This is a genomic window from Nocardioides baekrokdamisoli (assembly GCF_003945325.1).
GTDB lineage: Bacteria > Actinomycetota > Actinomycetes > Propionibacteriales > Nocardioidaceae > Nocardioides > Nocardioides baekrokdamisoli.
Map to the genome: position 1 here is coordinate 1,254,620 of NZ_AP019307.1, position 16,363 is coordinate 1,270,982.

Consider the following 16,363-nt stretch of genomic DNA (forward strand, 5'->3'; position numbering starts at 1 on the left):
CAATCTACGCATGCCGCTGAAGATTCCCGCTGACCTGCTGCCGGCCGACGGACGATTCGGCTCGGGCCCGTCCAAGGTACCCAATGGCAGGCTCGAAGCCCTCGCGGCCAGCGGGCACACCCTGATGGGCACCTCGCACCGGCAGGCTCCGGTCAAGGATCTGGTGCAGCGCGTACGCACCGGCCTGTCGGACCTGTTCAGCCTGCCCGACGGGTACGAGGTCGTCCTCGGCAACGGCGGCTCGATCGCCTTCTTCGACCTCGCCACCTACGCGCTGATCCGCGAACGCTCCCAGCACGCGGTGTTCGGCGGGTTCGGCGCCAAGTTCGCCGCGGCCGCGCAGGCCGCTCCCTGGCTGAAGCCGCCGACCGTCCTCAGCGCCCAGAACGGAACGCGGGTCCTCCCCCGCGACGAGACCGGCATCGACGTGTACGCCTGGACCCACAACGAGACCTCGACCGGTGTGATGGCATCGGTCCAACGCGTTCCTGGCGACGGCCTGATGGTCGTGGATGCCACCTCGGCGGCGGGCGGTCTCGCCGTCGACATCAGCCAGACCGATGTCTACTACTTCGCACCGCAGAAGTCGTTCGCCTCGGATGGCGGACTCTGGATCGCGATCATGTCTCCGCAGGCGATCGCACGCGCCGAGGAGATCACCGCCAGCGGACGACACATCCCGGAGTTCTTCAATCTCACCGAGGCGATCAAGCAGTCGCGGCTCGGGCAGACCGTGAACACGCCGGCAGTCGCGACGCTCTTCCTCCTCGCCGAACAGTTGGACTGGATGAACGCCAACGGCGGCTTGGACGGGATGGTGGCCCGGTCGACGGCCTCGGCCACCCACCTCTATGAGTGGGCCGAGGCGTCGACGTACGCCACCCCGTTCGTCACCGACCCGGAGTCGCGATCACTCGTCGTCGCCACCCTTGAGTTCGACGCCTCGATCGATCTCAAGGCGCTCCAGGGCACGCTGCGCGACAACGGCATCGTCGACATCGGTGCGTACCGCGGCGTCGGCGCCAACCAACTCCGGGTCGGTGTCTACCCGGCGGTCGACCCGGACGACGTCCGGGCCCTCACCGCCAGCATCGACTACGCGATCGCCAACCGCTAGGCGACACCGCCCCAGGTGTCGGAGGCCGTGACGCCGCCCTGGGTCCACGTCCAGGCGATGTGCTGATAGGTGAAGGTGAAGGTCGTACCCACCTTGGAGTTCGCGACCCCGGTCAGCGTGTACGAACCGATGCCGGCGTTGGAGAGCTGGATCCGCAGGTAGTTCGTCTGGGCGCCTGTCGGCGACGGACGGTAGAACCAGAACTGACACGAGGTCAGCACTTCATTGGTGGTCAGCGACTGGATGAGTCGCACGGTCTGCGGGCCGGCGAGCATGCTGACCCGGATCTGGCTGTGCTGCAGCTGGCCGGTGGGCAGGCCCGACGCGGCATCGCGTGGCGACGTGAGTCCGTCCGAGATGGAGACGACATTCCACTGGCCCACGTGTCCAGCGGCGGTGGCGTCGCCCTTGATCACGCCGGACTTCTGGCCGGTGCAGGTGCCGTAGATCGGCGAGCCGCCCGCGGGGACGACCTGCGGAATGGCTGCATGCGCTGCGCCCCCACGCAGGGCGAAGGCGAGTACGCACACGACGGTGATCGCGAGCGCGAGGACCGATCCGGTGCGGCGAGGTGTGGCGATGGATCCGAGCATGGTTTTCCCTCCAGGAAATCCTTCCGATGTCCCCCCATCACTCGCAATCCTTGCGCCTGCGACCCGCGTCCGACAATGGAGCAACCACTGCGGCAGGTCCATCATGAGGACATGAACACGCGTGAGAAGGCGGCCGCCCTTCTGGGCCTGCACACCGGCCCGGGATTCGTACTCCCCAACGCCTGGGACGGCGGGTCCGCACGCCTCCTCGAGCAGGCCGGATTCGCCGCCATCGCCACCACCAGCGCCGGGATCGCCTGGTCGCTCGGCATCCCCGACGGTGAAGCACTGGATCTCGACACGATGCTCGAGCACGTGGCCAGGATCGTGCGCGTCGTCCAGGTGCCGGTGACTGCCGACCTCGAGGCCGGGTACGGAGCGACCGGTGCGGACGTGGGCCGCACCGTCGATCGGGCCGTCGACATCGGCGTCGTCGGGGCGAACATCGAGGACGCGGTCGACGGCAGGCTCTTCGAGGTCGACGATGCTGCAGCACGGGTCGCAGCCGCCCGCGCCGCTGCGCCCCGAGGCACGTTCGTCCTCAACGCTCGTACGGACACCTACTTCGCGGGCTCGAGCGCCAACCCGTTCGACGAGACCGTGGAGCGCGCGCAGGCGTACGTGGATGCCGGTGCCGACTGCATCTTCGTGCCGGGCGTGAGCGACGCGGCCACCATTCGTAGCCTCGCTGCAGCGATTCCCGCCCCGCTCAACATCGTCGCGGGACTGGCGAACGCGATCCCGGCACCGGACCTGTACGCCCTCGGCGTCACCCGGGTGAGCCTCGGCGGGAGTCTTGCCCGGGCTGCGTACACCCAGCTCGACCGGGCGGCTCACGAACTCGCCGAGACCGGCACCCTGGCGTTCCTCGACGGGGCCATGAGCTACGCAGAGATGCAGCGGCGCTTCGCCTGACTCAGCTCCAGATCTTGGCGATCAGCACGATGAGCAGAAGCGCGATGAGCGCGGCCGGGATGATCAACCGACGGTGTCTGGGGTTCACGCGCGGACCTTCGATGCGAGCAGTTCTGCGAGGTGCAGGGTGGGCGCGTCCTCGAGGTCGTCCAGTTGGACACGGCACGACATGCCGTCGGCGAGGATGACGGCACCGGGGTGCGTACGCACTGCCGGCAGCAGGTGCGTCTCCGCAACAGCGACCGACACCTCGTAGTGCCCCTGCTCGACGCCGAAGTTGCCGGCCAGACCGCAGCAGCCCGACACCTTGGTGACGGTCGCACCCGCCTTCTTGAGCAGCGCCTCGTCGACGTTCCAGCCGATGACCGCGCTCTGGTGGCAGTGCGGCTGGGCGACCACCTCGACGTCGGACAGGTCGGGCAGCGGAAGGTCGAGTCGGGTCACGAGCTCGGCGAAGGACAGCACGCCGGAGGCGACGGTCTCTGCCTCGGGCAGCGCAGAGAGCTCGCGGGAGTCCGAGCGCAGTGTGGCCAGGCAGGACGGCTCCAGGCCCACCACCGGCACACCGGAGGCGACATACGGCGCGAGCGTACGCACCGTACGCTCGGTGATCGCTTTCGCCTTGTCGAGCTGGCCCGTAGTGATCCAGGTCAGGCCGCAGCAGGCGTCGTCCTGGATGACCCGCACGGTCAGACCGGATGCCTCCAGGAACTCGATCGCTGCCAGACCCGACCGCGGGAAGAAGTGGTCGGTGAAGGAGTCGGCCCAGATCCACACGTCCGGCTGACTCGACGCCTGACGACGCTTGTCGCCACGCCGCAGGGTCGTCGTCGCGAAGGTCGGAATGGATCGGCGCTGGTCGATGCCGGCGAACCACTTCGCGATCCACGCGATCGGCGCGATCGCCAGCATCAGGTTGGCCAGCCGGGCGATCGGCGCGGTCAGACGTGCCCACCTCGGCAGTTGCCCGAGCGTGTAGTGCGACCGCGGCCGTACCTTGCCCTGATATTTCTGGAACAGCGCCTCGGACTTGTAGGTCGCCATGTCGACGCCGCTGGGGCAGTCCGACGAACAGCCCTTGCAAGCCAGACACAGGTCGAGCGCATCCGAGACGGCGTCGTCCGCCAGCCCGTGCACCAGAGCGCCGTCCAGGGCCTCCTGGAGTACGCGCGCCCGCCCGCGGGTCGAGTCCTTCTCGTCGCGGGTGGCCAGGTAGGACGGGCACATCACGCCGTTCGCCTTGGGTGCCACGCACTTGCCGACACCGGTGCAGCGGTGCACGGCGGCCGCCAAGTCACCGTCGTCGTGGAGCAGGCGCAGGCCGGTTTGAGCAGGCAGCGTGACTGGCCGGACCGGACGCAGGTCGTCGGTGATCGAGGCCGGTTCGACGATGATCCCCGGGTTCATCAGCCCGTCGGGGTCGCAGATCGCCTTCGCCTCGGCGAACAGGCGCAGCGAGTCCGCGTCATACATCAACGGCAGCAGTTCGCCGCGTACGCGGCCGTCGCCGTGCTCACCCGAGAGCGAGCCGCCGTACGCACCGACCTTCGTCGCCGCCGCGGTCATGAACTCACGGAACACGTCCGCCGAGGCCGGGTCGCCGGCCTTGAACGGGAAGTCGATCCGGCAGTGCATGCAACCGTCGCCGAAGTGCCCGTACGGGTAGCCGTGCAGGCCGTACTCGGCCAGGAGGGCGTCGAAGTCGCGCAGCCACTCCCCGAGGCGAGCCGGCGGGACGGCCGCGTCCTCCCAGCCGGAGTACGCCGGGGTCGGCAGTGAGCGGCCGGCGAGACCGGCACCGTCCTCGCGGATCCGCCAGAGCGCAGCGGCTTCGGCCGGATCCTCGACGATACGACTGTCGAGGGCACCGGCGGCATCACGCAGAGCCGTGAGCAGCTCGGGTCCTTCGACTTCCACGAACAGCCAGCCGCCACCACGCGGCAGGTCCGGGACGGCACCGCCTTTGCCACGGACGAGGTCGACGATCCGGGCGTCGAGGCCTTCGCAGGCGATCATCGGGCCGACGGCGAGCAACGCCGGGACCGCGTCCGCGGCGTCGACCATCGTCGGATACCCGAGGACGAGCATCCGGCGGTTGTCGGTGTCCTCGACCAAGCGCACCGTCGCCGAGACGACGGTGGCGAGCGATCCCTCGGTCCCGACGAGGAAGCGTTCGATCCGGCGCCGTTCGGGCAGCAGGTGCTCCAACGAGTAGCCGCTCACCTGCCGGGTGAACTGGCCGAAATTCGTCCGGATGTGGCCGAGGTTGGCATCAGCCAGCGCGGCCAGGCGGTCAGCGGTGGCGCCCGATCCCGACGAGACCTCGCCGTTGCCGTAGATGACCGTCATCGCCTCGACGTTGTCGGCCGTACGTCCGTACCCGAGCGCACGCGAACCGCAGGCGTTGTTGCCGATCATCCCGCCGATCGTGCAGCGCGGATGGGTCGACGGGTCGGGTCCGAAGCGGAGCCCGAACGGTGCTGCGGCGCGCTGAAGGTCCGCGTGGACGACACCAGGTTCGACGAGGGCCGTGCGCGCGTCGCGATCGATCGTGATCGCCCGCAGGTCGCGGGTGTCCGCGACGATGCCCGGACCGACCGCGTTGCCGGCGATCGAGGTACCGGCGCCGCGCAGGGTCAGCGGGACGCCGAGGTCGCGGGAGACCGCGTGCAGGTGGACCAGTTCGTCAGTGTGCTGCGGGCGTACGACCACCTGCGGGATCACCCGGTACAACGAGGCATCCGAGGAGTACAGAGCTCGAGCGAGCGTGGAGTCGTCGACCTTGCTGATCCCGCGGCGCCGCAGTTCAGTGGCCAACGCTCCAGAAGTCACGCTGCGATTCTCCCAGACCGTTCAGGGCCTCAACGCAGGCCCAACGCCTCGCGGACGACCGACACGGTCGGCACCTTGCCGCTGCGTACGTCCTCCAATGCCACCCAGGCGGCTTCGGCGGTCGAGCCGCCAACCTCAATCGTCTGCGGCTCCGGGGCATCGGCTGGTACGACACCGTCGAACACCAGCCGAACCGCGTGCGAGTCGACCCGCCGCCCCGGCCGCCAGGCGCGAGGCTCGTGGAGCGAGAAGACCCGCGCCTGCTCCCCCACCTCCACGTCGAGACCGGTCTCCTCATGGACCTCGCGTACGACGGCGTCCCGGGGGTGCTCACCGTGCTCGACGCCGCCACCAGGGAGCGCCCAGAGCACGCCGGAGGTGACCTTGTCGGAGAGGCGACTCAGCAGGATCTCCTCGACACCCGCGCGCGTCCGGGTGATCAGCGCGTACGCCGCGAGCCGCTGCACCTTCGTCGGAGTGCCCCTGGATGGTTCGCGAGGACTCATCGGAACGGTGGCCTGTCGTCGAGGGTGATCGAACGGCGACCGGCCCACCGCCACACGCGGGCGGCGCGGTCGCGGTCTTCATCGGTCACGAAGTTGCCCATGAAGCGCAGGGCCAGCGTCATCAGCCAGTCCGAGCGCATCCCGGCGGGGCCGAGTGAAGCAACGACGCGCGGAGCGGTCGCGATCCGGCCGAGGCGACGGGCGATGGAGAACGCCTCGCCGTAGTGCTCGCTGAGGAGTGCCGGCCAGGCGATCGAGAGGTCGTGACGCGCGCCGAGCAGGTCTGCGACCAGGCGTCCGGTCTCCAAGCCATAGTCGATGCCCTCGCCGTTGAGCGGGTTGACGCACGCTGCGGCATCGCCGATCAGTGCCCAGTTGGGGCCGGCCACGCCACTGACCGCGCCACCCATCGGAAGCAGTGCGGAGGCCTCGCGTTCCAGAGGCCCGGTCAAGCCGAACTCAGCACCGATCTGATCCGCGTACGCCTGCATCAGCGGCCGGATCGCCACGTCGGCTGGACGCTTGGCGGTCGCGAGTGTGCCGGCGCCCAGATTGACTAGCCCGTTGCCGAGCGGGAACACCCAGCCGTACCCGGCCTGGATCTTTCCGCTGCCATCACGTAGTTCGAGGTGGGAGGAGATCCACGGATCATCGGCCCGGTCCGACGCCACGTACGAGCGCCCGGCAACGCCGTACACCGTGTCGCGGTGCCACTGCCGGCCGAGGAGTTTGCCGAGCGGGGAACGTACGCCGTCGGCCACCACGAGCCACTCGCAGTCGATGGCCGTGGTCGCACCGTCCGAAAGCCTGAGCACCACACTCGACACCCGGGCGCCGTCACGGACGACATCGACGGCTCGCGCGCCGTCAACGATCCGCGCCCCTGCCTTCGCGGCGTGCGTACGCAGATGGTCGTCGAGCTCGGTACGCGCCACCGCGCTGCCCCACGCGGGAAGCCCTGTGCCATCTACACCGGGACCCGGCCACGGCAGTTCGAGTGTCTGCCCGAAGCCGTGGGCTCGCAGGCCCTTGTTCACCGGATGCGCCTGCAGCCAGTCCTCGAGTCCGAGTCGCGACAACTCAGCGATCGCTCGCGGCGTGAGACCGTCCCCACACGTCTTGTCCCGCGGAAAGACGGCGGCGTCGATCAGCGTCACCTCACGCCCGGCACGGGCGAGCCACGCGGCGGCCGCGGAGCCCGCCGGACCGGCCCCGACGACCAGGACGTCGGTCGAGGTCGGGAGGGCAGTCATAGGGCGAAGGTTACCGGGCGCATCGACCGCGAGAACGCCGAAGGGCCGCCATGGTCACCCATGACGGCCCTTCGAAACCTCCTCAGCGAACTGAGGTCAGTTGTGGTACGACCCGAAATCGAAATCGTCGAGCGCAACAGCCTGACCCGTACCCGTGTTACCGAAGTCGTAGTCGTAGGTGTCGTATCCGACCACCGAGTACGCCGCAGCGCGCGCCTCTTCGGTCGGCTCGACACGGATGTTGCGGTAGCGCTCCAGACCGGTACCGGCCGGGATGAGCTTTCCGATGATCACGTTCTCCTTCAGACCGCGCAGGCTGTCCGAACGGCCGTTGATGGCCGCGTCGGTCAGGACTCGCGTGGTCTCCTGGAAGGACGCCGCCGACAGCCACGACTCGGTGGCCAGCGACGCCTTGGTGATACCCATCAGCTCCGGACGACCGGAGGCAGGCTTGCCGCCCTCGGCCACGACGCGACGGTTCTCGATCTCGAACTTGCCACGGTCGGCGAGGTCGGACGGGAGCAGCGCGGTGTCACCCGACTCCAGCACCGTGATCCGGCGCAGCATCTGCCGCACGATGATCTCGATGTGCTTGGCGTGGATGGACACACCCTGGCTCTTGTAGACCGCCTGGACCTCGTCCACGAGGTGCTGCTGAGCCGAGCGGACGCCGAGGATGCGGAGCACTTCCTTCGGGTCGGGGGTACCGACCGTGAGGGTGCGACCGACCTCGATGTGCTCACCGTCGGCGACGTTCAGACGCGAACGACGCGACACCGGGTACTCGATCGGGTCCGAGCCGTCGTCCGGGGTGACGATGACCACGCGGGCCTTGTCGGTCTCGTCGATGGCGACGCGACCGGTGGCCTCCGAGATCGGAGCAACACCCTTCGGCGTACGCGCCTCGAAGAGCTCGACGACACGCGGGAGACCCTGGGTGATGTCGGACGCCGAGGCCACACCACCGGTGTGGAACGTACGCATGGTCAGCTGGGTACCCGGCTCACCGATGGACTGGGCCGCGATGATGCCGACGGCCTCACCGATGTCGACCAGCTTGCCGGTGGCCAGCGAGCGGCCGTAGCACTTCGCGCACGTGCCGGTGGCGGCCTCACAGGTGAGGACCGAGCGGACCTTGACCTCCGTCACGCCGGCCGCGACCAGCTCGGCGATCTTGACGTCACCGATGTCCTCACCGGCCTCGAGCAGGACCTTGCCATCCACCTCGACGGCGGAGGCAGCGTTGCGCGAGTACGCAGTCGTCTCGACGTCCTCGCTCGTGATGTCGACGGCGTGGCCACGCTCGGTGCCACAGTCCTCTTCACGAATGATGACGTCCTGCGAGACGTCCACGAGACGACGGGTCAGGTAACCCGAGTCAGCGGTACGCAGCGCGGTGTCAGCAAGACCCTTACGAGCACCGTGGGTCGAGATGAAGTACTCGAGAACCGACAGGCCTTCACGGAAGTTGGCCTTGATCGGGCGCGGGATGATCTCGCCCTTCGGGTTCGCAACGAGGCCTCGCATGGCGCCGACCTGGCGGATCTGGTTGAAGTTACCCGAGGCACCCGAGGTGACCTGCATGTAGATCGGGTTCGTCTTGTCGAACGCCTTCTCCATCGCGTCACCGACGAGCTTCGCGGCCTCGGTCCAGATCTCGACGAGCTCCTGACGACGCTCCTCGTCGGTGACCAGACCACGCTCGAACTGCTTCTGGATCTTGGCGGCCTTCTCCTCGAAGCCCGACAGGATCTCCTGCTTGTTCGCCGGGACGGTCACGTCCGCGATCGACACGGTGACACCCGAGCGGGTCGCCCAGAAGAAGCCGTTGTCCTTGAGGGCGTCGAGCGAAGCCGCGACCTCGACCTTGGTGTACCGCTCCGCGAGGTCGTTGACGATCTGCGCGAGGCGCTTCTTGCCGACTTCCTCGTTCACGTACGGGTAGTCGATCGGCAACGTGTCGTTGAAGATCGTCCGCCCCAGCGTCGTTTCGAGGATCTCACCGTCGACGATGATCTTGACCACCGACTGCAGGGCAATCTCCCCACGGTCGAACGCCATGATCGCCTCGGCCTGCGAGGTGAACGCACGACCCTCGCCGAGCTGGTTCTCACGGTCAGCGGTCAGGAAGTACAGACCGATGATCATGTCCTGCGACGGCATCGTCACCGGACGGCCGTCGGACGGCTTGAGGATGTTGTTCGTCGAGAGCATCAGGATGCGAGCCTCGGCCTGCGCCTCCGCCGACAGCGGGAGGTGCACAGCCATCTGGTCACCGTCGAAGTCAGCGTTGAACGCACCACACACGAGCGGGTGCAGCTGGATGGCCTTGCCCTCGATGAGCTGCGGCTCGAACGCCTGGATGCCGAGACGGTGCAGGGTAGGTGCACGGTTCAGCAGGACCGGGTGCTCGGTGATGACCTCTTCGAGGACGTCCCACACGACCGGGCGGGCGCGCTCCACCATCCGCTTGGCGGACTTGATGTTCTGCGCGTGCTGCAGGTCGACCAGACGCTTCATCACGAACGGCTTGAACAGCTCGAGCGCCATCTGCTTGGGCAGACCGCACTGGTGCAGCTTGAGCTGCGGGCCCGACACGATGACCGAACGACCCGAGTAGTCGACGCGCTTGCCGAGGAGGTTCTGACGGAAGCGACCCTGCTTGCCCTTGAGCATGTCGGAGAGCGACTTGAGCGGGCGATTGCCCGGTCCGGTGACCGGACGGCCACGACGACCGTTGTCGAACAGCGAGTCGACGGCCTCCTGAAGCATGCGCTTCTCGTTGTTGACGATGATCTCCGGCGCACCGAGGTCAAGCAGTCGCTTGAGTCGGTTGTTGCGGTTGATCACGCGACGGTAGAGGTCGTTGAGGTCCGAGGTCGCGAACCGGCCACCGTCGAGCTGCACCATCGGGCGCAGGTCCGGCGGGATGACCGGAACGGCGTCCAGCACCATGCCGACCGGCTGGTTGCCGGTCTTGCGGAAGGCGTCGACGACCTTGAGGCGCTTGAGGGCGCGTACCTTGCGCTGACCCTTGCCGGTGGCGATGATCTCGCGCAGCAGCTCGACCTCGGCCTCGATGTCGAAGTCCTGGAGACGCTTCTGGATCGCCGTGGCGCCCATGTAGCCCTCGAAGTACTTGCCGAACCACTGCTTCATCTCGCGGTAGAGCAGCTCGTCGCCCATCAGGTCCTGGACCTTCAGGTTCTTGAAGGTGTCCCAGACCTCTTCAAGACGCGCGAGCTCTGCCTCCGAGCGCTTGCGGATGGAGGCGAGTTCGCGCTCGGCTCCATCGCGTACCTTGCGCTTGGCGTCGGCCTTGGCACCCTCGGCCTCGAGCGCGGCGAGGTCGTCCTCGAGGCGCTTCTGGCGGTCGGCGAGCGCGGTCTCCATGCGGTTCGTCAGCGACTGGCGCTGCAGTCCGACCTTGGCCTCGAGCGACGACAGGTCGTTGTGGCGAGCGTCGACGTCGACCGACGTGATCATGTACGCCGCGAAGTAGATGACCTTCTCCAGGTCCTTCGGGGCGAGGTCGAGCAGGTAGCCCAGACGCGACGGAACACCCTTGAAGTACCAGATGTGCGTCACCGGGGCGGCGAGCTCGATGTGACCCATCCGCTCGCGGCGCACCTTGGAGCGGGTGACCTCTACGCCACACCGCTCGCAGATGATGCCCTTGAAGCGAACGCGCTTGTACTTGCCGCAGTAGCACTCCCAGTCACGGGTCGGGCCGAAGATCTTCTCGCAGAAGAGTCCGTCCCGCTCCGGGCGCAGGGTGCGGTAGTTGATGGTTTCAGGCTTCTTGACCTCGCCATGACTCCACGCGCGAATTTCCTCCGCGGTGGCCAGGCCGATCCGAATCTGCTCGAAGAAGTTAACGTCCAACACAGTGATCTAAACCCTCTACTTCTCAGACTTCTTCGACGGACGACGGCTCACGACGGGACAGGTCGATACCCAGCTCCTCGGCCGCACGGAAGACGTCTTCCTCTGCGTCCTTGAGCTCGATCGCCGTACCGTCCTGGCTGAGGACCTCGACGTTGAGACACAGCGACTGCATCTCCTTGACGAGAACCTTGAACGACTCCGGGATACCCGAGTCGGGGATGTTCTCGCCCTTGACGATGGCCTCGTACACCTTCACGCGACCAGGGACGTCGTCGGACTTGATGGTCAGGAGCTCCTGCAGGGCGTAGGCGGCGCCGTACGCCTCCATGGCCCAGACCTCCATCTCACCGAAGCGCTGGCCACCGAACTGGGCCTTACCACCGAGCGGCTGCTGCGTGATCATCGAGTACGGGCCCGTGCTGCGCGCGTGGATCTTGTCGTCCACGAGGTGGTGCAGCTTGAGGATGTACTTGTAACCGACAGCAACCGGCTCCGGGAACGGCTCGCCGGAGCGACCGTCGAACAGGCGGGCCTTGCCGTCCTCACCGACGAGGCGGATGCCGTCGCGGTTCGGCAGGGTCGCCTTGAGCAGACCGGTGATCTCGTCCTCGCGGGCACCATCGAAGACCGGCGTGGCGACCTTCGTGCCCGGAGCAGCCTTGTCGGCGCCGATGGCGATCAGGCGCTTGGCCCAGTCGCTGTCCTTGGCGTCGCCGGTCAGGTTGAGGTCCCAACCCTGCTTGGCGAGCCAACCGAGGTGGAGCTCGAGGATCTGACCGATGTTCATACGACGCGGAACACCGAGCGGGTTCAGGATCACGTCGACCGGGGTGCCGTCCTCCATGAACGGCATGTCCTCGATCGGCAGGATCTTGGCGATGACGCCCTTGTTGCCGTGTCGACCTGCGAGCTTGTCGCCCACCGAGATCTTGCGCTTCTGCGCAACGTAGACGCGGACCAGCTGGTTCACGCCCGGGGGCAGCTCGTCGCCCTCTTCGCGGTCGAAGACGCGGACACCGATGACGGTGCCCTCCTCGCCGTGCGGGACCTTCATCGAGGTGTCGCGAACCTCGCGCGCCTTCTCACCGAAGATCGCGCGGAGCAGGCGCTCCTCCGGGGTCAGCTCGGTCTCACCCTTCGGGGTGACCTTGCCGACCAGGATGTCGCCGGTACGAACCTCGGCGCCGATGCGGATGATGCCGCGCTCGTCGAGGTCAGCCAGCCCCTCCTCGGAGATGTTCGGGATGTCCCGGGTGATCTCCTCCGGACCCAGCTTGGTGTCGCGTGCGTCGACCTCGTGCTCCTCGATGTGGATCGAGGTGAGGTAGTCCTCCTGAACCAGACGCTGGCTCAGGATGATCGCGTCCTCGTAGTTGTGACCGTGCCACGGCATGAACGCGACCAGGAGGTTCGCGCCCAGCGCCATCTCGGCGTTGTCGGTGCACGGGCCGTCAGCGATCGGCGAGCCGGCCTCGAGGCGGTCGCCGACGTCGACCAGCGGACGCTGGTTGATGCAGGTGCCCTGGTTCGAGCGCTTGAACTTCGCGAGGCGGTAGGTGGTGTACGTACCGTCGTCATTCATCGTCTCGACGAGGTCGGCGGAGACCTCCTTGACCACACCGGCCTTCTCGGCAACAACGACGTCGCCGGCGTCAACAGCGGCGCGGAACTCCACACCGGTGCCGACGATCGGGCTGTCGCTCTTGACGAGCGGGACTGCCTGACGCTGCATGTTCGCGCCCATGAGGGCACGGTTGGCGTCGTCGTGCTCGAGGAACGGAATCAGCGCGGTCGCGACCGAGACCATCTGGCGCGGGGACACGTCGATGTAGTCGACGTCTCCGGCCGGAACCTCCGCAACCTCGCCGTCGGCGAGACGGACCAGAACGCGCTCGGTGGCGAACTTGCCGTTCTTGTCCACCGCAGCGTTGGCCTGGGCGATGACGAAGCGGGCCTCGTCGTCGGCGGTCAGGTAGTCGACCTGCGTGGTGATCTTGCCGTTCTCGACCTTGCGGTACGGGGTCTCGACGAAACCGAACGGGTTGATCCGGCCGTACGAAGCCAACGAACCGATCAGACCGATGTTCGGACCTTCAGGGGTCTCGATCGGGCACATGCGGCCGTAGTGCGACGGGTGGACGTCTCGGACTTCCATGCCGGCGCGGTCACGCGAGAGACCACCCGGGCCGAGCGCGGAGAGGCGACGCTTGTGCGTCAGTCCGGCGATCGGGTTGGTCTGGTCCATGAACTGCGACAGCTGTGAGGTCCCGAAGAACTCCTTCAGCGCGGCCACGACCGGGCGGATGTTGATCAGCGACTGCGGCGTGATCGCCTCGACGTCCTGAGTCGTCATCCGCTCGCGAACGACACGCTCCATACGAGCCAGACCGGTGCGGAGCTGGTTCTGGATGAGCTCGCCGACCGTACGCATGCGGCGGTTGCCGAAGTGGTCGATGTCGTCGGCCTGGACGTCGAGCGGACCGGCCGGAGCCGCGATCTGCTTCTCGTCGGCGTGGAGCGCGCAGATGTACTTGATCGCGTTCTTGATGTCCTCGATGGTCAGCGTCTGCTGGTCGAAGGCCTCAACGAGACCGAGCTTCTTGTTGATCTTGTAACGACCAACCTTCGCCAGGTCGTACCGCTTCGGGTTGAAGTAGTAGTTGTTGAGCAGCGTCTGCGCAGCCTCACGCGTCGGCGGTTCGCCCGGACGGAGCTTGCGGTAGATGTCGAGCAGGGCGTCGTCCTGGGTGACCGTGTGGTCCTTCTCCAGGGTGAGCAGGATCGACTCGAACTGGCCGAACTCCTCGCGGATCTCCTCGTTGGTCATGCCGAGGGCCTTGAGCAGGACGGTCACGTTCTGCTTGCGCTTGCGGTCCAGACGTACGCCGACCAGGTCGCGCTTGTCGATCTCGAACTCGAGCCACGCTCCACGACTCGGGATGAGCTTGGCGGTGAAGATGTCCTTGTCGGACAGCTTGTCCGCGGTGCGCTCGAAGTAGACGCCCGGCGACCGGACGAGCTGCGAGACGACGACACGCTCGGTGCCGTTGATCACGAAGGTGCCCTTGTCGGTCATGAGCGGGAAGTCGCCCATGAAGACGGTCTGGCCCTTGATCTCACCAGTCTCGTTGTTGGTGAACTCGGCCGACACGTAGAGCGGAGCGGAGTAGGTGAAGTCCTTCTCCTTGCACTCGTCAACCGTGTACTTGGGGTCATAGAAGACCGGGTTCTCGAACGAGAGCGACATCGTCTCGGAGAAGTCCTCGATCGGAGAGATCTCCTCGAAGATCTCCGTCAGACCGGACTTGTCAGAGACGTCCTCGCCCGCGGCGCGACGGGCAACGATGCGGCCCTGGTGGACCTCGTTGCCAATCAGCCAGTCGAAGCTGTCGGTCTGCAGGGAGAGGAGCTTCGGGAGCTCGAGGGGTTCGGCGATCTTCGCGAACGAGATGCGGCGAGGCGTGGAGGCCAAGAGGGGGTCCTTCAAGGAATCACAAGGCGGATCGCTTCGGCCCACCACTGCCCCAACCACCGGCCAGTTGGGGAGTATTTGAGGGCACGACGCAAAGCGCCACGATAGCGCAGTGAAGCGCGCCACTCAAACCCGGGGTCACGAACGTGACACTCACGAGGCCGGTTGCCTGCGACGATGGTGCACCCCGAAGGCTCCGGGGTCAAGCATCGATCACTTCGCGAGCGGCGTCGTCCTGAAGTTGCTGATCAGCCAAGCGCCGTTCTGGTTCATCATCGTGACGTCCGCGAAGTCCTGGCTGACCGCCGAACCGGCAGTGTTCGAGGAGAACCGATCGAACATGATCAGGACCTCGACCAGGTTCGGAGCGGTGCGTACTACGCCGACGTCCAGCGCAGGTCCGCAAATGACGATCTGCTTCAGCCGCGGCGCGTTGGTCTTCACGAACCCGTCGAAGTAGGGGGTGAAACTCGTGGCCGCATAGGCTGCCGTGAGCACCGCCTTGCCCTCAGCCTCGTTCCGGGCGAGGGTCCGGTAGTCAGAGGAGAGAATCTTCGGGACCCCGGCAACGGCTGCTTGCATGGCTGCGGTGATGTCCGCCGTCTCACGCGTCGGCACCTGCTGTTTGATCGGCTTCCCCTGGGTGTCGGTCAGGCTGACCATGACAGTCCGGTCGGTCACCGTGGGTCCGTCGTTCTGAACCAGATAGAGAATGGCGGCCGTCAGTACCAGTGCGACGGCGAGAACGGCGGCGACCGCTGCAACCACCGGATGGGCGAGCCCGTCCACGACGGTACGCACGGAGTGCGACGACTCGCCCGCGGGCTGCGAGGCGATCTCGGCAGGCTCAGGCGCTGCGATCGCGTCCTCGTCGGCCGACGACGTACTCTCGGGCTCTTCGTCACGGTCGTTCAAGATCAGTGACTGATCGTCGCCGGCAGCCGCCTCGGGCTCACTGGGAGCCGCGACGTCCACCACGTCCGCGTCGTACGCAGCGCGCTTCTCAGGATCCAGCAGCACACTGGCGGCCTCGTTGATCGCGGCGAAGCGGTGGTCAGTCGGCCCGAGGACGGTCACCAAGGAACGCCAGGCGCCCTTGATCTCAGCCTCGGAGGCCGTCGGCTCGACGCCGAGGATCTCGTACCAGGTGTCGGTCACTTCGACGCTCCGCTCGTGGCCGATGCCGCCGGCGGTGCCGTGGGCGGCATGCCCTCGGCCGGAGCCTGGTTGTCCACCAGCCACTTCCCGTTGACGTTCACGAGGCTGAGGACATCCCGGAAAGGAACCTCTCCTGCGGACCGATAGTCCGTGCCGCCCTTCGTCTTCGGAAGCCACTGCGTGTACGCGCCGACGACCAGGACTGTCGCCCGGTCTGAGCTGATCGCGGCTACCCCGGTCGACCAGATGGCGATCGTGGACTTGAGACCAGCCGCCTGAACGACGGCCTCGACCTTGCTGGCGAGCAGTTGGAACGTGACGTCGTACTTCGGCGTGACGACGGCCTCGACCTTGGCGCGGAACGCCGGCATCGTCGAGCCCTGCAGCATCGACTTGTCGAAGGTGTACTGGCCTTGGACCAGCGCATTGGCCGCAGAGCTCGCGGCAGCGCGCTGATCGGCCAGTGCGGCGCCGTCGCTCTTCGCCGGCTTGGCAACGACAAGCACGATGGCCACGATCGAGGCAAGGATCACCAAGACCGACCCCACCGTCACGATCAGACGAACGCGGGCGTTGCGAGGCGCGGCTGAATTCACGGGAGCAGTCTGCTCCATGGTGCCAAACGACAC

General features: G+C 66.9%; 10 protein-coding genes. 2 read left to right on the plus strand and 8 right to left on the minus strand.

Features of this window, described 5'->3' with window-relative positions; translation table 11 throughout:
* The first annotated feature begins 10 nt into the window (after window positions 1-10).
* Window positions 11-1,117, plus strand: a complete 1,107-nt coding sequence (gene serC / locus KCTC_RS06095) for a phosphoserine transaminase (RefSeq protein ID WP_125567716.1) — start codon at window positions 11-13, stop codon at window positions 1,115-1,117.
* On the opposite strand, the gene tssD is transcribed toward serC, so the two are convergent.
* Entirely contained in the window at window positions 1,114-1,710 is a 597-nt protein-coding gene (gene tssD / locus KCTC_RS06100) for a type VI secretion system tube protein TssD (protein ID WP_164512497.1), read from the minus strand. The genes serC and tssD overlap by 4 nt on opposite strands.
* Window positions 1,711-1,821: 111 nt before the next feature.
* On the opposite strand from tssD, the gene KCTC_RS06105 reads away from it, so the two are divergent.
* On the plus strand, window positions 1,822-2,625 hold the full coding sequence (locus tag KCTC_RS06105) for an isocitrate lyase/PEP mutase family protein (protein WP_125567720.1): 804 nt from the start codon (window positions 1,822-1,824) through the stop codon (window positions 2,623-2,625).
* Window positions 2,626-2,709: 84 nt separating this feature from the next.
* Here KCTC_RS06105 and KCTC_RS06110 read toward each other — a convergent pair whose 3' ends face one another.
* The 7 genes from KCTC_RS06110 to KCTC_RS14670 all read right to left on the minus strand — a co-directional run bounded on the left by KCTC_RS06110 (window position 2,710) and on the right by KCTC_RS14670 (window position 16,330).
* Complete coding sequence (locus KCTC_RS06110; RefSeq protein WP_125567722.1) at window positions 2,710-5,457, minus strand: FAD-binding and (Fe-S)-binding domain-containing protein; 2,748 nt, start codon at window positions 5,455-5,457, stop codon at window positions 2,710-2,712.
* Between the two features lie 29 nt (window positions 5,458-5,486).
* Entirely contained in the window at window positions 5,487-5,963 is a 477-nt protein-coding gene (locus KCTC_RS06115; protein ID WP_125567724.1) for an NUDIX hydrolase, read from the minus strand.
* Window positions 5,960-7,216 (minus strand): geranylgeranyl reductase family protein, encoded by a 1,257-nt coding sequence (locus KCTC_RS06120; protein WP_125567726.1) that lies wholly within the window; start codon window positions 7,214-7,216, stop codon window positions 5,960-5,962. Before KCTC_RS06120 ends, KCTC_RS06115 begins: the two co-directional genes overlap by 4 nt.
* A gap of 96 nt (window positions 7,217-7,312) precedes the next feature.
* The gene (locus KCTC_RS06125) at window positions 7,313-11,104 is read right to left on the minus strand and encodes a DNA-directed RNA polymerase subunit beta' (RefSeq protein WP_125567728.1); all 3,792 of its coding nucleotides are present in this window, start codon (window positions 11,102-11,104) and stop codon (window positions 7,313-7,315) included.
* A gap of 22 nt (window positions 11,105-11,126) precedes the next feature.
* Window positions 11,127-14,576 carry a DNA-directed RNA polymerase subunit beta gene (rpoB, locus tag KCTC_RS06130; RefSeq protein WP_231998855.1) on the minus strand — a complete coding sequence of 1,150 codons (3,450 nt, stop codon included), beginning with the start codon at window positions 14,574-14,576 and terminating at the stop codon, window positions 11,127-11,129.
* A 213-nt stretch (window positions 14,577-14,789) separates the two neighbouring features.
* Window positions 14,790-15,734, minus strand: coding sequence for a J domain-containing protein (locus tag KCTC_RS14665; RefSeq protein WP_164512499.1), 945 nt, complete (start codon window positions 15,732-15,734; stop codon window positions 14,790-14,792).
* Window positions 15,731-16,330: a hypothetical protein gene (locus KCTC_RS14670; RefSeq protein WP_164512500.1), complete on the minus strand. Its 600-nt coding sequence runs from the start codon at window positions 16,328-16,330 to the stop codon at window positions 15,731-15,733. The genes KCTC_RS14665 and KCTC_RS14670 overlap by 4 nt, the downstream gene beginning before the upstream one ends.
* Between the last annotated feature and the right edge of the window lie 33 nt (window positions 16,331-16,363).